Source organism: Streptomyces sp. NPDC028368, from assembly GCF_055565615.1.
This window is the reverse complement of the sequence record NZ_JBVHTY010000008.1, coordinates 369,141-387,578: the sequence shown is the minus strand read 5'-3', so window position 1 is coordinate 387,578 and position 18,438 is coordinate 369,141. Positions and strand designations below refer to the sequence as shown.

General features: G+C 71.9%; 17 protein-coding genes. 2 read left to right on the top strand and 15 right to left on the bottom strand.

Annotation, left to right across the window (positions count from 1 at the left end; all coding sequences use genetic code 11):
* Positions 1 to 53: 53 nt before the first annotated feature.
* Both uriT and uriH read right to left on the bottom strand, forming a co-directional pair.
* Complete coding sequence (gene uriT, locus ACZ4S3_RS21220) at positions 54 to 1,517, bottom strand: uridine transporter UriT (RefSeq protein WP_467936373.1); 1,464 nt, start codon at positions 1,515 to 1,517, stop codon at positions 54 to 56.
* The gene (gene uriH, locus ACZ4S3_RS21215) at positions 1,514 to 2,461 is read right to left on the bottom strand and encodes a uridine-preferring nucleoside hydrolase UriH (RefSeq protein ID WP_467936371.1); all 948 of its coding nucleotides are present in this window, start codon (positions 2,459 to 2,461) and stop codon (positions 1,514 to 1,516) included. Before uriH ends, uriT begins: the two co-directional genes overlap by 4 nt.
* Before the next feature lie 245 nt (positions 2,462 to 2,706).
* Here uriH and ACZ4S3_RS21210 point away from each other — a divergent pair, with 245 nt between their 5' ends.
* Positions 2,707 to 3,726: a LacI family DNA-binding transcriptional regulator gene (locus ACZ4S3_RS21210; RefSeq protein WP_467936369.1), complete on the top strand. Its 1,020-nt coding sequence runs from the start codon at positions 2,707 to 2,709 to the stop codon at positions 3,724 to 3,726.
* Here the strand turns inward: ACZ4S3_RS21210 and ACZ4S3_RS21205 are convergent.
* From ACZ4S3_RS21205 to ACZ4S3_RS21190, 4 genes are all read right to left on the bottom strand, one after another.
* The gene (locus ACZ4S3_RS21205) at positions 3,716 to 4,357 is read right to left on the bottom strand and encodes a hypothetical protein (protein WP_467936367.1); all 642 of its coding nucleotides are present in this window, start codon (positions 4,355 to 4,357) and stop codon (positions 3,716 to 3,718) included. The two genes, ACZ4S3_RS21210 and ACZ4S3_RS21205, sit on opposite strands and share 11 nt — an antisense overlap.
* Positions 4,358 to 4,497: 140 nt before the next feature.
* Complete coding sequence (locus ACZ4S3_RS21200) at positions 4,498 to 5,010, bottom strand: mycothiol transferase (protein WP_467936365.1); 513 nt, start codon at positions 5,008 to 5,010, stop codon at positions 4,498 to 4,500.
* A 29-nt stretch (positions 5,011 to 5,039) separates the two neighbouring features.
* Positions 5,040 to 7,541, bottom strand: a complete 2,502-nt coding sequence (locus tag ACZ4S3_RS21195) for a glycoside hydrolase family 65 protein (protein ID WP_467936363.1) — start codon at positions 7,539 to 7,541, stop codon at positions 5,040 to 5,042.
* Positions 7,538 to 8,302 (bottom strand): HAD family hydrolase, encoded by a 765-nt coding sequence (locus ACZ4S3_RS21190; protein ID WP_467936361.1) that lies wholly within the window; start codon positions 8,300 to 8,302, stop codon positions 7,538 to 7,540. The genes ACZ4S3_RS21195 and ACZ4S3_RS21190 overlap by 4 nt, the downstream gene beginning before the upstream one ends.
* A gap of 363 nt (positions 8,303 to 8,665) precedes the next feature.
* Between ACZ4S3_RS21190 and ACZ4S3_RS21185 the strand changes: the two genes are divergently transcribed.
* Positions 8,666 to 9,613 (top strand): MBL fold metallo-hydrolase, encoded by a 948-nt coding sequence (locus tag ACZ4S3_RS21185; RefSeq protein WP_467936359.1) that lies wholly within the window; start codon positions 8,666 to 8,668, stop codon positions 9,611 to 9,613.
* Here the strand turns inward: ACZ4S3_RS21185 and ACZ4S3_RS21180 are convergent.
* The 9 genes from ACZ4S3_RS21180 to ACZ4S3_RS21140 all read right to left on the bottom strand — a co-directional run bounded on the left by ACZ4S3_RS21180 (position 9,607) and on the right by ACZ4S3_RS21140 (position 18,422).
* Positions 9,607 to 10,392, bottom strand: coding sequence for a maleate cis-trans isomerase family protein (locus tag ACZ4S3_RS21180; RefSeq protein ID WP_467936483.1), 786 nt, complete (start codon positions 10,390 to 10,392; stop codon positions 9,607 to 9,609). The two genes, ACZ4S3_RS21185 and ACZ4S3_RS21180, sit on opposite strands and share 7 nt — an antisense overlap.
* Positions 10,393 to 10,501: 109 nt before the next feature.
* Positions 10,502 to 10,981, bottom strand: a complete 480-nt coding sequence (locus ACZ4S3_RS21175; RefSeq protein ID WP_467936356.1) for a MarR family winged helix-turn-helix transcriptional regulator — start codon at positions 10,979 to 10,981, stop codon at positions 10,502 to 10,504.
* A gap of 59 nt (positions 10,982 to 11,040) precedes the next feature.
* Entirely contained in the window at positions 11,041 to 11,889 is an 849-nt protein-coding gene (locus tag ACZ4S3_RS21170) for an alpha/beta fold hydrolase (RefSeq protein WP_467936354.1), read from the bottom strand.
* A 31-nt stretch (positions 11,890 to 11,920) separates the two neighbouring features.
* A complete protein-coding gene (locus ACZ4S3_RS21165) occupies positions 11,921 to 12,586 on the bottom strand; it encodes an isochorismatase family protein (protein WP_467936352.1) in 666 nt (221 codons plus the stop codon).
* A complete protein-coding gene (locus ACZ4S3_RS21160) occupies positions 12,583 to 13,248 on the bottom strand; it encodes an SRPBCC family protein (protein ID WP_467936350.1) in 666 nt (221 codons plus the stop codon). The genes ACZ4S3_RS21165 and ACZ4S3_RS21160 overlap by 4 nt, the downstream gene beginning before the upstream one ends.
* Positions 13,249 to 13,250: 2 nt before the next feature.
* On the bottom strand, positions 13,251 to 13,781 hold the full coding sequence (locus ACZ4S3_RS21155) for a (2Fe-2S)-binding protein (RefSeq protein WP_467936348.1): 531 nt from the start codon (positions 13,779 to 13,781) through the stop codon (positions 13,251 to 13,253).
* Positions 13,778 to 16,159 (bottom strand): xanthine dehydrogenase family protein molybdopterin-binding subunit, encoded by a 2,382-nt coding sequence (locus ACZ4S3_RS21150; RefSeq protein ID WP_467936346.1) that lies wholly within the window; start codon positions 16,157 to 16,159, stop codon positions 13,778 to 13,780. Before ACZ4S3_RS21150 ends, ACZ4S3_RS21155 begins: the two co-directional genes overlap by 4 nt.
* The gene (locus ACZ4S3_RS21145) at positions 16,156 to 17,004 is read right to left on the bottom strand and encodes an FAD binding domain-containing protein (protein WP_467936344.1); all 849 of its coding nucleotides are present in this window, start codon (positions 17,002 to 17,004) and stop codon (positions 16,156 to 16,158) included. Before ACZ4S3_RS21145 ends, ACZ4S3_RS21150 begins: the two co-directional genes overlap by 4 nt.
* Positions 17,001 to 18,422 (bottom strand): MFS transporter, encoded by a 1,422-nt coding sequence (locus tag ACZ4S3_RS21140; RefSeq protein WP_467936342.1) that lies wholly within the window; start codon positions 18,420 to 18,422, stop codon positions 17,001 to 17,003. Before ACZ4S3_RS21140 ends, ACZ4S3_RS21145 begins: the two co-directional genes overlap by 4 nt.
* Between the last annotated feature and the right edge of the window lie 16 nt (positions 18,423 to 18,438).

The window sequence follows — 18,438 nt, the reverse complement described above, 5'->3', positions numbered from 1 at the left end:
GGTTCGCCCGGATGCGTGGTGCTGTTCGCTCAGCCCAGCGCCTTCGCGTTCGCTCAGCCCTGTGCCTCCGCCGCGACCGGCTTCGGGATCAGGAACGACGTCGCGATGGCGAGGGCCATGATGACGACGCCCGCGATCATGCCGGCCGTGTACCCGGCGGGCGACGTGGGGTCCGCGGGTGCGCAGGCGGTCGTGACGGCGTACAGGAGGGCGAAGCTCAGGCCCGCGCCGAGGTTGAAGGCGCCGGCGTTCAGGCCGGGCAGGAAGCCCGGGTTCTCGCTGGGCGAGAGGACGATGCCGAGCCCGTTGAGGACGATGTTGGCGACGCCCGCGTAGGTGATGCCCACCAGAAGGGAAGCCGCCAGCAGCAGGAGGTGCGAGTGGCTGCCGAGGGTGAGGAGCATCAGGACGACGGTCACCACCGCGCCGATGAGCCCCAGGCGCAGGATGCGGCCGTAGCCGAAGGTGGCGGCGAGGCGGCCGGCGACCGGTCCCATGGCCAGTCCGGCGAGGGCGTACGGGGTCAGGGTCCACCAGGCGGACTGTTCGGCGCTCATACCGAGTCCGGCCTGGGCATCCTGGGCGAACGCCGGAATCAGGCCGTTCATGACGGCGAACACGCCGGTCATGGTGAGCACGGTGGTCAGCAGCGTCGCCCAGGTGGCGCGCTGCTTGAGGTGCCGGGTGGCGACCAGCGGGTGGCTGCTGGCGTTCTCGGTGCGCCAGAAGGCGGCGAACGCGGCCACGGCCACGGCCACGAGGACGGCGATCAGACTCCAGTCGGCCGCGGCGAGCTTGCCGGCCTCGTTCAGCGCGGTCAGCAGTGCGCCGATGGAGACGACGAGAAAAGCGACTCCGGGCCAGTCCATACGGGAGGCGGCGGACGCCTTCGACTCGGGCGTGAGGGTGGCGATGAGGACCGTGGCCACGGCCGCGACCACCGCCATCGCCCAGAAGACCGACTGGAAGCCGTGGTGGTCGGCGAGGTAGCCGCCCGCGAGGGAGTCGACGCCGGCGATGCCGCCGTTGACGGCGGTGATCACGCCCAGCAGCGTGCCGTAGCGCTTCGGCTCCTGTACCTCGACCCGCAGCATGATCAGACACAGCGGGACGACCGGACCGGACGCACCCTGGATGATGCGGCCGACGAAGAGCATCGGGACGCTGGTCGCCAGCGCGGCGACCACACAGCCGACGACCATCAGGCCGAGCATTCCGGCGAGTACCTTGCGGCGGCCGATGACATCGCCCAGCCGCGGCAGGAACAGCGAGAACAGCGCTGCCGAGGTGAAGAACGCGGTCTGGGTGAGGCCGATCTCCGCGGAGCTGGCGCCGAGGGTGTCCTGGATGCTCTTCAGCGCGGGGCTGAGCATGCTCGCATTGAGCTGGAAGGCGAAGCAGGCCACCAGCAGCGCGGCGACCAGCACACCTATCCGAACACCGGATCCTTGCGGCGCCCCGGAGGAGCGTGTCTCCGTCGCGGAGGTGGCAACGGAGGGAGAAGTGGAAGTGCTCATGCCGCTACGTCGCCGATCCGCTCGAGCGCGTCCACCACGAGGTTCCAGAACCGTTCGTGGTCGAGCTTGACCGCCACCTGCGTGGTGCAGTCGGCCGGGGCGGGCGCACGGAAGTCCGTCACGGTCATACCGAGAGTCAGCTCACCGCGCAGCTCGATGTTCACCGGGGCCTTGCGGACGGTCATCACGTCCGGGTCGATGACGTACGCGACGGCGCAGGGGTCGTGCACCGGCGGGTGCTCGAAGCCCTGGTTCTCCCGGTAGGCCTCCCGGAAGAAGTCCAGCAGCTCGAGGACGAACGTGGCGGGCTTGGTGCCGACGGCGGCGATCTTCGCCTCGACCTCGGGGGTGGCGAGCGCCTGGTGGGTGAGGTCCAGGCCGACCATGGTGACCGGCCACTTCTCGTTGAAGACGATGTGCGCGGCCTCGGGGTCGATCTTGATGTTGAACTCGGCGACCGCGCTCCAGTTGCCCTCGTGGTAGCCGCCGCCCATCAGGACGACCTCACGCACCCGCTCCGCGATCCGCGGCTCCTTGCGCACGGCCATCGCGATGTTGGTCAGACCGGCGGTCGGGACGATGGTGATCTCGCCCGGCTCATGGGCCATGACCGTGTCGATGATCAGGTCGACGGCGTGCCGGCGGTCCAGCTCGAGGGTGGGCTCGGGCAGCTCGGGACCGTCCAGGCCGGAATCGCCGTGGACCTCCGGCGCCGTCTCGATGTCCCTCACGAGGGGACGCGGGCAGCCGGCCGCGAACGGGACGCCGGTGATCCCGGCGATGCGCGCCACGGACAGGGCGTTGCGGGTCACCTTTTCGACCGTCGCGTTCCCGACCACGGTCGTCACCGCGACCAGCTCGACATCGGGATTGCCATGGGCCAGGAGCATGGCGACCGCGTCGTCGTGCCCCGGGTCGCAGTCGAGAATGATCTTTCTGGCCAACGGACGAGCCCCTTTGCTCTGCGGAAGGGTGGTGCGGGGTGAAGTCTCTTCGGAGCGCCGCAGGAGGCTGCTACCTCGGGAAAACGTTCTCCGGGAATGTCGCTCATCGTTCCGCCGGATGTCAACGAAATGTGAGCCATACGACCGGATACCAGCCGGTACGGACACGGCGAGTAGGCGGTGATAACGTTTGCCGCCATCGTGACCGAGCGCACCGGCGCCCGAGCGCAAAGGGGCGCACCAGCGTGGCCGAAGTGACCCTGAAGGACGTCGCACGCGCGTCCGGCTGCTCCATCGCCACCGTCTCCCGGGTTCTGGCCGGCACCCGCCCGGTCGGCGCCGAGACCGCCCGCACCGTACGAGAGGCCGCCGAGCGCCTCGGCTACCGCCCCAACCAGGTCGCCCGCGCCCTGCGCAGCCGCTCCACCGGCACCGTCGGCCTCGTCCTGCCGCAGATCACCAACCCCTTCTTCCCTTCCCTCGTAAGGGAGTTGGAGCACGCCCTGCACGCCGAGGGCCGGGCCGTGCTGCTCGCCGACTGCGACGACGACCCGCTGACCGAGGCGGCCCGGATCGGCGCCTTCCTGGACCGGCAGGTCGATGCCCTGCTGCTCATACCGGTCGATGAACGCCGCAGCCGGGACGCGGTCACGGACGCCGCCGGCCGGGTGCCGCTGGTGCTGCTGGACCGCGGCTGCGGTCCCGGCGTCGCCGACTCGGTCGCCGTCGACAACGCCGCCGGCATGGCCCTCGTACTGGAGCATCTGGCCGCCACGGGCCGCCGCCGGCCCTGCTTCGTGGGCGCGGCCGGTACCGCGTCGGCGGCCGTCGAGCGGCGGGTGGCGTACGAGGCGGGCGCCGGGGCGCTGGACCCGCAGGCACCCGGACGCGTCGAGCTCGGTGACTTCTCGGTGGAGTGGGGCCGCGCCGCCGTGGACCGCATCTGGCCCGCGCGGCCGGACGCCCTCGTCTGCGCCAACGACCTGATCGCCGTCGGCGCGCTGCAGCGGCTGCGCCAGCTGGGCGCCGACGTCCCCGGGGAGGTCGGCGTCACCGGCTTCGACGACATTCCCCTGGCGGGCCTGGCCGACCCGGCCCTGACCACCGTCCGCCAGCCCGTCGGCGAACTGGCCGCCGAGGCCACCCGGTTGCTCACCCACCGCAGCGGCGGCTCCGGATCCCGCCGGACGGTACGGCTCGCCCCCGAGCTGGTGATCCGCGCGTCCAGCACGCCGGCGGGGAGACCGGCCGGCCTCAGGCCGTAACCACCACGGCCACCCCCTCGGCGCCCAGCCATCTCCGCGCCGTGGCCAGCCGTGCCGTCCGCCGCTCCTCGGACGTGCCGTCGTCCGCGCCCGGCCAGGCCGGGTCGTCGAACACCTCGCCCGGCAGCAGCCAGCAGGAGCAGCTGCGCCGGATGCGGCGGGGGACGCTGTCGGCCGCCGTGGCGACCGGGTACCAGCCGTCGGATTCCAGGGCCCGCCGGCCGCGTGCGGTGGCCTGGAGCATGGCGCGGAGGGAGAAGGCGTCGGCGTTGGCGGTGTGGAAGGCGACCAGGACCGGCAGCGTGTCCGTGCGGGATGCGCGGACCACGATGCTGCCCGACCAGACGCCGTCCGCGAACGGCGCGGGGTCACCGATTCCGTCCAGTGCCCACTCGCCGTCGACCGGCATCGGCTCGCCCGTACGGCTCCACCGCCCGCGGACCGTCGCCCGGCGGGCGAGCGACGGCACGAGGTCGACGCGGTCGAAGACGGCGGTGCTCGGGGCGGCGAAGGACAGGGGGTCGAGGTCGTAGCAGAGTGCGGCGATGCCGCTGAGCACCGTGTCGTCGAGCAGTGCCACCCGGGCGACCGGGTCGGCGAGGCGCAGCAACGCCTGGTCGGCAGCGTGCACCGCGCTTCCTCTCTGGTCGGGCCGGCGCCTGGCGGTGCGCGCGGCGGAACGTCACACCAAGCCAGGTGTTCCGCGTTTTCGGCGGGCCTATCGGCGTCTCGCCCGATTGGCGGGGGAGAGCGGCAGGCCGCTGTGGCGCACTACCCGCGCCGCAGCACGCCACGGATGAACGCGGCCTGCCCGGCATGCTGCAGATCATCGGCGATCACACTGATGAGCCGGACCCCCAGCGTGACCGGTGGCGCCCAGCCCGCGTCGACGATGCGCTCGAGGTCCTTGACGTGGAGCCCCTTGACGTACCGGACCGTGTTGTCGTGCACCGCCTCGTGATAGCCGTTCAGCAGTTGCCGGCTCACATCCCGTACCGCCGCCACGTCCTCGGGGGAGTGGCCGAATCCGGTGTCGGCGTCCGCGAACGGCAGGGCGAACCGTTCGTACCAGCCCTGTGCGGTCCAGATCTGCTCGGTGCCGGCCGCGTCGGCGAGGTGATCGTCCTGGATGCGGGTGAGGTGCCACACGAGCCAGCCGATCGAATTGGCGTCGTCGTCGATGCGGGCGCTGAGTTCGTCGGTGCCGAGTCCGGAGAGGACGTCGTCGACCGTCTCCTGGATGCGCCCGAAAGCATCGATGAGGAGGTCCGTGCTCGCGGTCATGGCAAGGTTCCCTTTCTCATGGGGTCGGGTCATTGGGCCGGGTAACCGGAGGCGGTCGTCGGGAGGTCGAGCCATCGGGTCGTCCCGGGCGCGACCGTGAACATCCGTCCGCCGAGCCGCACGTGCACCGGCCCGTTGCCGCCGTCCGGCACGGCGACCCGTATGCGCTCCGCACGCAGGTGCAGGCCGATGTCCCAGTTCCGCCGATAGCGGATCCGTACCGCGAACTTCGAGAGCTGGGGCAGCGGCGCCGGCGCCAGCCAAAGCGCACCGTCGCGGGTCTCCAGGCCGGTCATCCCGCGCTGGACGAGATCCAGGGTGCCCGCCATCGCGCCCAGGTGAATGCCCTCCGTGGTGGTGCCGCCCTGGAGATCGGCGACATCGCCGATCAGCGCCTCCTCGCAGTACGCCCAGGCGTCGTCATGCCGTACCCGCGCCAGCACCCAGGCGTGGACCAGGGCGCTCAGCGTCGAGCCGTGGCTCGTACGGGACAGGTAGTACTCGACGGTGTTGCGCCAGATGTCGTCGTCGAGGAGGTAGCCGAGCTGCCCGAAGACCTCGGCGAGTTCGTCCGGCGAGAAGAGGTACCCGAGCATCAGGACATCGGCCTGCTTGGAGGCCTGATAGCGGTTGACGGTGTCGCCCTCGGCCTCCAGGATCCGGTCCAGCCGCCGGATGTCGCCGTACCGCCTGCGGTACTCCGCCCAGTCGAGTTCCGCCAGGTCCTGATAGCCCGCGAACTGGCTGATGACGCCCCGGTGGTAGGGCACATACAGCCGGTGCGCGATGTCGTCCCAGCGCGCCATTTCCTCCTCGTCCAGGTGATGGTCCTCGCACAACTCCCGGCGGCACGCCTCGGGGAGCGCGCGACCGAGCTCGAGCGCCCGCATCAGCACCCATGCGGCGGTGACATTGGTGTACGCGTTGTCGTCCAGCCCCGGTTCCGCCGCTCCCGGATAGGCGTCGTGATACTCGTCCGGCCCGACGACCCCACGGATGCGATACCGGCCGATGCCCGGGTCCCAGTACGCACAGTCCGCCCAGAACCGGGCGATCCCCAGCAGCATCTCCGCGCCATGGCCGTACAGGAATTCCGTGTCGCCGCTGGCCTGGCAGTACTGCCAGACGTTGTACGCGACCGCCGAGCCGACATGGTGCTGGAGCCGTGAGTGATCGGGCAGCCAGCGCCCCGACTGCGGGTTGAGGTGCAGCTGCTGGGTCTCCTCGCGGCCGTCGCTGCCGCTCTGCCACGGGTACATCGCCCCCGCCCGGCCCGCCTCGTGTGCCGCCCGGCAGGCCGCGGGCAGCCGCCGGTGGCGGTAGTCGAGCAGCGCCCGGGAGACCTCCGGGAAGTGCAGATTCAAGAACGGCAGCACAAACAGCTCGTCCCAGAAGACGTGCCCTCGGTAGGCCTCACCGTGCAGCCCACGTGCCGGTACCCCGACGTCCAGCTCGGCGGTGTGCGGCGAGAGCGTCTGCAGCAGATGGAAGAGATGCAGCCGCAGGATGGCGCCCGACTCGCCGGGCACGTCCAGCTCCGCCCGCTGCCACAGGTGCTCCCAGGCGGCGCGGTGCGAGGCCAGCAGCCGGGGGAAATCCGGCGCTCCGAGCGCACCGTCGACGGCCGCGTGCAGCGGGCTGCCGATCGCCGGGTCGCGCGAGGTGTGCAGCGCCACCGTCTTGTCGACGACGCCGGTCGACCCGGTCCCGAGGACGGGGAGGCGCAGCCGCTGGAAGACCCGCTGCGGTGTGCGCTCGGTCGTCCGCGGGGGCACGGCCTGCCCCGAACCCACCTGGATCCGGGCGGCCAGCGCGATCCGAACGTCGGAGTCGAGGGTGCGGCACGTCAGCCACACGGTGTCGCCCTGGTCGGCTCCGCCGTGGTGCTCGGCTCCGCCGTGGTGCTCGGTTCCGCCGTGGTGCTCGGCTCCGCTGTCGTGCTCGGTTCCGCTGTCCCATCCGTCGAGGTGCCGGCTGGCCAGGTCCCGGTAGCGCGCCACCCCTTCGTTGCGCACATCGCCGTCGATCCCCGTCTCCACCTCGACCTCGCCCGCCCAGCCGCCGGCGGTGAACAGGGTGCGCTGCGCGGCCAGATGAGGGTCTTCCATGTGGACGAGGCGGGTCTGCTTCACCCGTAGCCGCCGGCCGTCCTCGTCCTCGTACGTCGACCAGCGCGTCAGCGTGCCGTGCCGCAGATCCAGCGTCTGGCGGTACTCCGCCAGCTGCGGATGATCCGGGGAGAGCCAGGGGCCCGGGGGCGCGTCCGAGGGGCGGATGCGGTAGCGCAGCGGCAGCCAGTTCGGGAGGTTCACCATGTCCTCGTTCTCGACCTGCCGGCCCGCCACCGTGGAGGTCAGCCGGTTGTAGCAGCCCGCCGCATAGGTGCCCGGGTAGTGCGCGGGGCCGGGCAGCGTCTCCGACGCCGCGCCCCGCGTGACGAAGTAGCCGTTGCCGAGCGCGCACAGCGTTTCGCGCAGCCGCTCCGATTGCGGGTCGTAGCCGTGGTACGACCAGGTCCAGGCCGAGGTCATCGGCCCTCCCCGGCGGTGAGCAGCTCGCCCGGGTCGGCCACGACCAGATCCGCGCCGCTGCGGCGCAGGTCGGCCGCGCTGGTCGGGCCCGCCGTACGGTCCACGCCCACCACCAGGCCGAAGCCGCCGCGGCGGCCGGCCTCCACACCGGCCGGCGCGTCCTCCACCACGGCGGTGTCCTGGACGGGCATCCCCAACCGCCGGGCCGCCTCCACGAAGAGCGCCGGATCCGGCTTGCCCGGCAGCCCCAGCCGCTGCGCCTCGTTGCCGTCCACCACGGTCTCCAGGAGCGGGCACACGCCCGCCGCCGACAGCAGCTCCGCCGCATGCCGGGAGGCGGAGACGGCGGCGCACGGCACCCGCTCGCGCCGCAGCACCTCCAGCAGGCGCACCGTACCCGGCCAGGGGGCGGCGCCGGCCGTCCGCAGAGCGGCCGTGAACAGCTCGTCCTTACGGGCCGCGACCGCCCCCACGGTGTCCGTGCCGGGCGCGTCGTCCGGCTCCCCGCGCGGTAGCCGTATCCCCCGGGAGGCGAGGAACGTGGCCGCCCCGTCCTGCCGGGAACGCCCGTCGACATACCGCAGGTATTCGTCCACCGCATCGAACGGGCGCTGTCCGGCGGCGGCCGCCAGAGCGGCGTCGAACGCGCCCTTCCAGGCCGCGGCGTGCAGCCGGGCGGAGTCGGTGATCACCCCGTCGGTATCGAAGACCACGGCCCGCAGCGAGCGCAGGCACGCGGCCAGGGACGGCGCGCCGCTCATGATGCCGCATCCCTTCGTCAGGGCCTCCTCGCCGGGTCGCCGGGTCGCCGGTCCGGGCCTTCCCTCCATGGCACCACGACTTCCGGCCGGTGGCGCGCCCGCGCCCCGCATCCGGGCCGTCATCCCGGCGGCAGACGGCGTTGCCTGTCTGCCCACGACGGCCGTTCGCCCCGACGGCGGCCGACGGGGCGAACGGGGTGAGTGGGTGAACGGGGTGAGCGGGGGAACGGGGAAGAGAACCGGTGCCGCTACGCAGGCGGCGAGTACCGGGCCGGGGGCTCTCGCCTGATCGCGGCGAACTAGAATGCAAGTTCAGGTCAGCGATGGGCAGTTGGCGGGGCGTCAGGTCAGGAAGGCGACGGAATGAACCAGGTGGGTGTCAGGCAGGTCGGAGAGCTGGCCGCGGTCGGGGCGTGCTGCCGGGCCTTGGCCGCCATGCCGGCGCGTCTGCTGCGGCCCCGGCAGCCCGACCGCCGGCTGCTGTCGCGGCTGTCCGACGCGGGCGTGCCCAAGGCGAGCCGGACCGTCAAGTTCAAGCCCTTGATCCACGGCACCCAGCGGGCCCCGCGTGCCGTGGTGGCCGAAGGGGTATGGCGGCCGCTCACGGTCGATCTCGGCATGACCAGCTTCCTCGTCGAGCACCCCCAGGCCAGAATCCTGATCGACCCGGCGATGTGCGCGAACGTCCACGAGCGCGTCCTGCGCGATATGCCCACCGCGCTGCGGCTGCTGGTCAGCCCCGACCGCCCGATCTCCGGTATGGCCGCCATGCTGGAATCCGTCGGCCTGACACCGGCCGATATCGACCTGGCCCTCCCCACCCACCTCCACTGGGACCACGTCTCGGGTCTGCTCGAACTTCCGCCCTCCCTCCCCGTCACCACCAACCGGGCGGAGCACGATTTCGCCTTCGCCGACGTGACACCGCTGGGCATCGTCGCGAAACCCCTCGGCGGCCGGCAATGCGCCTTCGTGGAACTGGAGGACCGCCCGGTCCTGACATTCCCTCGGAGCCATGACCTCTTCGGTGACGGATCGGTCCTCCTCGTGGGACTCCCCGGTCACACGCCGGGCAGTGTCGGCGTACTCCTGGCCCTCGACGACGGCCGCTCGGTGCTGCTCGCCGGCGATGCCGCCTGGCACTCCGCGCAGATCACCCACCTACGGGAAAAGGCCCCCCTCCCCGGCCAACTCGTCGACGCCGACCGCGATGCCGCCTTCGCCACCCTCCACCGTCTGCACGCGCTGCCGGACACCGTGACCGTGATTCCGACGCATGACCGGAATGCCGCTTCGGCATTCCTTCAGTGACGGGGCGCCGAGCGCCCGGCGTCCGGCCCCGGGACCGAGCCGCTCAGCAGATGGCCCGCTCCCGGTACCCGGGGCTCCAGGCCGAGTTCCTGCAGGATGCGGTACGTCGTGGCCGTCGCCGCCGACAGCACCGGCAGCCCCGCCGCGTCCTCGACCGGCTGGACCGAGGCGAGCGAGGGCATCTGTACGCACGCCGAGAGGACCAGGGCGTCGGCCCGGCGCAGATCGAGCTTCTGCCAGTGGTCGCGGAGGGCGGCGGGATCCAGGCGCGCGACCGCCAGGTTGTCCGGGACCTCCAGGCTGAGCGCGTCGACCACCTCCACCCCCGCATCCTCGATGTAGTCGGCCACTAGCCTGGTGAGGTCCTTCAGATACGGCGTGATGACGGCGATGCGGCGTGCGCCGAGCGCGGCGACACCGTCCAGCAGCGCGCCCGCGCTGGAGACCACCGGTGCCTGCGCGCCCTCGCCGCGGAGCGCGGCGGTGATCTCGGCCTCGGCGGTGCAGTGATGGCCGGGGCCCTGCGCCATGATGGCCACCAGGCAGGCGGAGGCGACGACATCGGGCCGGGCGTCGGCCAGTTCCCGCGCGGCCCGCTCGGTCTGGGCGTTCATGCCGCGCAGCTGCTCGGGCGTGACGTGCCGCATCCGCATCCGGCTGCTGTGGAACAGGAAGCGGTCCTCGGGGCGCTCGCGTTCCCGCTCGTGCAGCATCCGGGGCAGCTCGGTCTCCATGGTGAGGTTGGAGCTGGGGACTATCAGGCCGATGTGATGGTCGATGGGCTGGTGGGGGCGGTGGTTGGCGCGGTGGCGGGTGTGGTGCCGGGTGTCTGTCACGGGTGCTCCTCGGGAAGGGCGGGGCGGCACCCGTGCGGGACGACGGGTGCGGTCAGGAGTCCCCGGCCAGGCCCTCCCAGTGGTCGGCCAGGGATGTGAGCAGGTGCATGAGGTCGGCGCGCTGGGCGTCGTCGTACGGCTGCAGGAGCCGCTCGTCGAGGCGGCGGGCACGGTCGTGGGCGTCGCGGAGGGTCCGTTCACCCTCGTCGGTCAGATAGAGCAGCTTGCGGCGGCCGTCGGCGGTGTCCGTACGGCGTTCCAGCAGACCGCGGTTCTCCAGCCGCCGGGCCACATCCGCCATCGTGGACGTGTCCAGGGCCACCGCCGAAGCCATCGACCGCTGGTCGCGCCCCGGGGCCGCGTCAACGGCCGTCAGCACCGCGAACTGCGGCCCGGTGAGCGTCGCGTCCACCGCGCGTACCCATATCGCGAGATACGCCTGATGGAGACGGCGCACCTGGTAGCCGGGCGCGGCGGTCAGGGCCTGCGGAATCGCGGGCGCGAGGTCAAAGGAAGCGCTCTCATCAGCCATGAGGCAACTCAATCACGGTGCGCCGACGCCGCGCCGACGGCTTCGCAACGGTCGGACGATCACCCAAGCATCGGGCCCAGCGCTTCTTGTAGAGCGCTCAGAGCGGCGGGCGGGTTGTCCCAGAAAATCATGTGGCCGGCGTCCGGGATCGCGGTGAAGGAGGCCGAGGGCAGCAGCGTGCGTGCCTGCGCCACGCCCGCCGCCGTCACCACGGGGCTGTCCGCGCCGTACAGCAGCGCCGTGGGGCCGGCGACCGAGGGCCACCAGTCGAAGAAGTCCTCGGTCTCGAAGCCGCGGTGGGTGGCGGTGACCGCCCGCCGCTCGCAGCTGGACAGCCAGCGGGCCCGCAGCTCCTGTTCCCGGCGCGGCCACCGCGGCCAGGACGCGGCCACCTCATCGGCGTCGGTACCGCGCTCGGCCTGTGCCAGCTGGCCGAGGAACGCTTCCAGGGTGGTCGGATAGGGCCCGCGTCCGGGGCCGCTCATCGGCGGGTCCGCCAGCACGCTGCCGCCGGTGGCCACCTTGCCGCGCGCCGCGACCACGGCGGCGATCCGCGCGCCCATCGAATGCCCGAGGAGGAGCGGGCGGTGCAGCCCGAGCCCCGTCACGAGGGCCTCGGTGTCCTCGGCGTACTCCTCCAGGCCGTAGCTGCCGCCCCCGTCCGACAGTCCGCGGCCGCGGATGTCGACCACCAACGGGCGTACCGGACCGGTGAGTTCACGGGCGACGAAGTCCATGGTGACGGCCGGGCTGGTGATGCCCGGGAGGATCACCAGGGCGGGGCCGGTGCCGCCGTAGTCCAGGACATGCAGCCGGGCGGCGCCGGAGCGGACCCATCGGCTGGTGGCCGGGATGTCGGCGAGATCCGCGAGGGCGGACTGCAAGACGGCCCGTGGGGTGTGCGGCACGGAGACCTCCTGGAGGATATGAGGGGGCTGTTCAGGCGCGGTGGGACGGGTGCCCGGCGAGATAGTCGACGGCCTCTGTCTGTTCGATGACATCGCCGTACTTCGCCTGGATGTCGAAGAGGGCCGCGTCGTGCGGGCCCTGCGCGCGGTCGCCGACGCCGGCGCGGGGGACGAGGACGGGGAAGCCGGACTGTACGGCGTCGACCGCGGTGGCCCGTACGCAGCCGCTGGTGGTGGCGCCGCAGATCACCGCCGTATCGCAGCCGAGGCCGGTCAGGGTGGCGGCGAGCGAGGTGCCGAAGAACGCCGACGCGCCCTTTTTGATCACCAGCAGGTCGGCTGAAGGGCGGTACGGCAGCCGCGGGTCCAGGGCGGCCTCTTCGCCGCCTTCGACCAGGGCGCGCAGGCCCGGTGCCTTGCGCAGCCAGGCGAGGGAGTCACCGGATCCCTCGGCGGCGGTGTAGGCGATGGCGGTGAAGATGACCGGGACGTCGGTGGATCTGGCCGCGTCGATCAACTCGGCCGTGGCGGCCACGACGTCGCTCAGGTCGGCGCCGGAGGGGAAACGGGCCTCGGTGAAGCCGCGGGTGAGGTCGACGACGACGAGCGCGGGGCGCCGGCCGCGGTGTACCGGGGCGCCGAATCCGGCGCGTGCGTAGGTGCGGTCGGTGTCCGGTCCGTAGTGGCTGGTGCTCATGCGCGCCGAGCCTCCTTGACCTGTCGGCTCAGGCAGTGCAGCCGGCCCAGCAGCCACCCCTCGAACACGCCGCACGCGAAAGCGGCCGCGAGGGGGGCGTACTTGGCGACCTTGGGCCCGGTGAGGAGGGCCAGGCCGTCGAGTTCGGCAGCGGGGGAGGGGGCGGCCGCGCCGGCGGGCGCAGACGCGGCCGCTCCGGCCGCAGCCCCCGCGTGCTCCTCCGCACCCAGCAGCCCGCCCAGATTCCCGGCGAACTGCTCCAGAATCCGGTGCGACACCGTACCGATCGCGCCCTTGCCGAACTGCGCGAGTTTGCCGCGGATGATCAGATCCGTCGACAGCTCCAGCCGCGCACCCTCCGGCGCCTCGGCCACGGTCAGCGTCACCTCCGCCTCCGCGTCGCCACTGCCGTGCGTATCGGCGCCCCGGGCCTGTACCCGTAGCCGCCGTTGTCCGGCGTCGGCCTCCAGGAAGCGGACGGTGCCGGCATAGGCGGCGGTGATCGGACCGACCCGTACCGTCACCCGGCCCCGCCAGGAGTCGCCGTCCTGGCCCTCCAGCGCCGCGCCCGGCATACAGGACGCCACCCGCCGTACGTCGTTCATCAGGGCGAACACCTCGTCGGGGGCGGCCGTCACCGGCACGCTGTGGGTGAGTTGCATGCTCATCGCTCCTTCGCGGCGCGCCGGGCGGTGGCGCAGCCGTCGATCGCCTCGACGATGGACTGGTAGCCGGTGCAGCGGCACAGGTTGGCCGCCACCACCTCACGGATCTCCTCCTTGGTCGCCTGCGGCCGCTCGGCGAGAAACCCCTCGGCGAGCATCAGGAAACCGGGCGTACAGAAGCCGCACTGCAGACCGTGATGCTCGCTGAACGCCCGTTGCAGATCGCTCAGTTCGGATCTCTCCGGGCCGCCTTCGGAGAGCGATTCGACGGTGCGGATCCGCGCGCCCTCCGCCTGCGCCGCGAACATCAGGCAGGCCCGTGCCGGCCGGTCGTCGACGAGGACCGTGCAGGCGCCGCAGATGCCGTGCTCGCAGCCGACGTGGGTGCCGGTCAGCCGGAGGTCGTGCCGGAGAACGTCGACCAGCGTGCGGCGCGGTTCGGTGATCACCTCGTGCTGCTCGCCGTTCACCTCGAGGGTCAGCAGCTGCAGCTCCGGCTGCGCGGGGGAGTGGGTGTCCAGGTCGGTCATGGGGTGTGCTCCAGGGGCCGGGTCCGCAGCAGTGCGGTGTGCACCGCTTCCGGGGTGATCGGGGTGTTGTCGAGCTCGACGCCGGTGGGGCGCAGGGCGTCGTTGACGGCGTTGAGCACGGCGGCGGGGGCGCCGATGGTGCCGCCCTCGCCGGCGCCCTTCGCGCCGGTCTCGGTGAACGCGCAGGGCGTTTCGAGATGGTGGACGGCCACGTCCGGGATCTCCTGGGCGGTGGGCACCTTGTAGTCCATGAAGCTGGTGGCCGACGGCTCGCCCTGGGCGTCGTACGTCACCTGCTCGAAGAGCGCGCCCGCGATGCCCTGGGCGATCCCGCCCCGGCACTGGCCCTCCACGACCTGGGGGTTGATGGCCACGCCGCAGTCCTCGACGCAGACATAGCGCAGAATCTCCACCTGGCCGGTGCCTTCGTGGAGTTCGACGACGACGCCGTGGGTGGCGTTGGAGAACGTTCCGTCGTTGAAGACGTCGAAGGTGGCCGTCGCCGTCAGGCCCGGTTCCAGGTCCTTGGGCAACAGGTGTGCCTTGAGGTAGGCGAGGTCGGCCAGTTCTTCGTAGCCGAGGGTGCGCGCCGGGTCGTCGCGGTGGCGTACCGCACCCGGCCCGAGCTCGGTCTCCTCCCAGGGGATGTCCCAGCGGGCCGCGGCCAGGCGCCGCAGCTTGTCGCCGAGTTTGCCCGCGGCCAGCCGCACCGCACTGCCGCCCACCGTGATCGACCGGCTGGCGAAGGTGCCCCAGCCGTAGGTGATCCGGTCCGTATCGCCCTGATGGATCTTCACTTTGCCGATATCCAGGAGGAGTTCATCGGCAACGATCTGCGCCATCGTCGTTTCGTGACTCTGGCCGTGGCTCATCGTGCCGGTGGTCACGGTCACCGCGCCGCTGGTGTCCATCCGGACCTCGGAGATGTCGAAGCCGGGCACCACCTCCATTTTGCGCTGGGCGAAGGCCGCGGAGCCGTAACCGGTGCGTTCGCTGAAGCAGGCGTAGCCGATGCCGAGATGGCGCCCCTCGGATGCGGCCGAGGCCTGGCGTGCGTACCAGCCCTCGTCGCGGAGGGTGCGCTCGCACAGGTCCAGCGACTCCAGATAGGAGCCCGGGTCGTAGGTGATGGCGTTGACGCCGGTGTACGGGAATTCGGTGATCAGGTTACGGCGGCGGATCTCCACCGGGTCCAGGCCGAGCTCCCGGGCCGCGCGCTCGAAGAGCCGCTCCACGACCATCACATACTGCGGCCGGCTCACGCCCCGGTACGGCGCGGTGGGCGCCTTGTTGGTGGTGACCGCCCGGCCGCGTACCCGATAGGCGGGGACCCGGTAGACGCCCGGCATCTCGGCGGACGCCATCAGCGGCTCGATGCCGGCGGTGAAGGGATAGCAGGAGTAGGCGCCCATATCGCACACCACCTCCGCATCGAGGCCCAGAATCCGGCCGTCGGCGGAGAACGCCGCACGTACGTCGTAGCGCTGCTCCCGGGCCAGAAAGGAGGCGGTGAGCGCGTCCTTGCGGTCCTCGATCCACTTCACCGGCCGGCGCAGGCGCAGCGCGGCGGCCGCGGTGGCGATCTCCTCCCGGCCCACCACGCACTTCAGGCCGAAACCGCCGCCCATGTCCGGGACCCGGACCCGCACGGCGCGCTCGTCCAGCCGCAGACAGCGCGCCGCCACCGTCCTGACCTGGTGCGGGACCTGGGTGCAGGTCTCCAGCACCAGCTGCTCCTCGCGGTCGTCCCAGTGGGCCACCGCGCCCCGGGTCTCCAGCGGCAGCGCGTTCTGCCGGCCGGTGCGGCTGCGGACTTGGACGACGCGGTCGGCGGCGGCGAAGATCTCGTCGATGCCTTCTGTGGCGAACAGGGAGACGTCGACGAGGGTGTTGCGCGGCGCTTCTTCGTGGACCAGTGGTGCGTCGGCCGCCAGCGCCGCTTCCTCGCAGGTCACCGGCGCCCGTACGGCATAGCCGACCCGGGCCGCCTCCAGTCCGTCCTCGGCGGCGTAGGCGTCGCGGGCGATGACGATCGCGAGCGGTTCACCGACGTAGCGGACCCGGTCGCGGGCCAGCACCGGCATCGCCGTGGGCACGAACTCCTCCGGTGGACGCCCCAGTTGGGCGGTGATGTCACCCAGGCCGAGGTCGTCGGCGGTGAAGGCGGCGATCACGCCCGGCACGCTCCGTACGGCCGTGAGGTCGAGGGCGGTGACCGTGCCGTTGGCGACGGTGCTGCGGACGAACTGGGCGTGCAGCATGCCGGGCAGCGCGATGTCGTCGACGAACCGGCCGCGCCCGCTCAGCAGCCGGGGATCCTCGCGGCGCGCCACGGACCGGCCGATCAGCGGCCCGTCCTCCTGCGTCAGCGGCTTCATCGGGCCATCGCCTCCTCGCAGGCACGCCGGACCAACGTCCTGATCAGGTGTTTTCGATACGACGCGGAGCCGTTGGCATCGTCCGGCGGATCGGCCGCGGCGGCGGCCGCCTCGGCACAGTCGGCGAACGACCCGCCTCCGGCCAGTACCTCCGCCGCCTCGGGGACGCGGACCGGGACCTGCGCCACCCCGCCGAGCGCCACCCGGCCGCCGCGCACCGCCGTCCCCTCGACGTCCAGATCGACCGCGGCCGACACGATCGCGAAGTCGCCGCGGCGTTCGGCGAATTCGGTGAGCGCGGCATACGGCGCGGGCCGCGGGAAGACGATCTCGACGAGGATCTCGTCCGGGTCGAGGGCGCTGATGTACGACCCCAGGAAGAAGTCGGCGGCCCGGATGCGGCGCTCGCCGCGCGGCCCTTGGGCCACGAACTCGGCGTCCAGCGCGACCGCCAGCAGACACCATTCGGCGGTGGCGTCGGCATGGGCGATGCTGCCGCCGACCGTGCCCCGGGTACGGATCGGCAGATGCCCGATCCAGCTCATGGCCGTACGCAGGACGGCGAAGCCCGCGCCCAGCCGCGCGTCGGGCGCCGTCTCCACCGTGTGGTGCGTGGTGAGCGCACCGATATGCAAGGCGCCGTCGGCGTCGGTGCCCAGGTGGTCGAGTGTGCGCAGCCCGCCGATGTCGACCAGATGGCTCGGCCGGGCCAGCCGGAAGTTCATCATCGCGACCAGGCTCTGGCCGCCGGCGATGACCTTGGCATCGGCGCCGAGCTCGGCGAGCAGCCGGGTGGCGCCGTCGACATCGCGGGCCCGGTGGTAGCGGAAGGCGGCGGGTTTCATGGCGCTCCTGTTGTCCGGGCGGTCGGACGTACCGGCGGGGCGGGGTGCGGCACAGGCGGCGGCTCCGCGGTGCCGTCCTCCTCGTCCAGGGCCCGCCCCTTCGTCTCCGGCGCCGCATACGCCATCCAGCCCACGGCCAGCAGCACCGCCAGGCCCAGTACCCCGAAGGTGAGCGGCAGCCCGAGCACTGGCCACATCACCGTGCCGAACAGCAGCGGCGCGAATCCGGTGAGCGCCCGGCTGACCGACGAGGCCCAGCCGAAGCCACTGGCCCGCAGCCGCGTCGGGTACAGCTCGGCCACGTACGCATACAGCGCGGGGATGGTCAGCTGCATCAGGAAGCCGAAGGCCCCGATGGCGACGACGGACCCGGTGGGCATCTTGATCACCAGGGCGAAGACCACCAGCGCGAGGGAGGCGAGCGGCGCCGTGACACCGATCAGCCATTTGCGCCCGACCAGATCCACCAGCGCCGTGGACACCAGCACCCCGACGATGCCGACGCCGCTCATCACCGTGGTGCTCATGAACGCCGCGGTGTCGGCCAGACCCTGCTCCTTGAGGAGGGACGGCATCCAGCTGAGCGCCGCGTAGTAGACGAGCATGATGGTGACGAACAGCAGCCAGGCGGCCGAGGTGACGCGGGGGCTGAACGACCAGATACGGCCCAGCTGTTCGGCGACCGCGCGCGGGCCGCGGGACCGCACGGCGGCCACCGGCGCCGGAATCACATACGGCTCCGGCACCGCACCCGTACGGGCCACCAGAGCATCGATGACGGCCCGCGCCTCCGCCTCCCGGCCTCGCTTCGTGAGATAGACCGGCGACTCGGGAATACCGCGGCGCACCCAGAACAACAGCAGCGCCGGCACGCTCATCACCGTGAGCATCCACCGCCAGCCGCCCTCGAGCGTCACCATGGCCGTCGACACCAGACCGCACAGCGTCACCCCGACCGGCCACCACACATCCAGCGCGGTCAGCACCCGCCCCCGGTACTTCCGCGGCGAGAACTCGCCCACCAGGGCGTAGTCGACGGGGATACACCCGCCCAGCCCCACCCCGGCCAGGAACCGCAGCCCGAGGAAGACTGGATAGGTGGGGGCGCAGGCACCCAGCACCGAGAACAGCGCGAAGATCAGCAGCGTGACGCTGAAGGCCTTCTTACGGCCGATCCGGTCCGCGATCGCGCCCCAGGCCACCGCGCCGACCGCCATCCCCACCAGGTTCGCGGTGGCGACCAGGCTCCGGTCGGCGAGCGAAAGCCGGAAGTGCTCGCCCAGGAGCGGCATCAGAAAGCCGTTCAGGGCGATGTCGTATGCGTCGAAGAGGTAGCCGAGGCCACCGATGAGGAAGATCTTGCCTTGCACCCCCCACTTCCAGGGGAGTTCCTGAACGATCTGATCGCCTGTTTTCACATGAACTCCAGGGCTC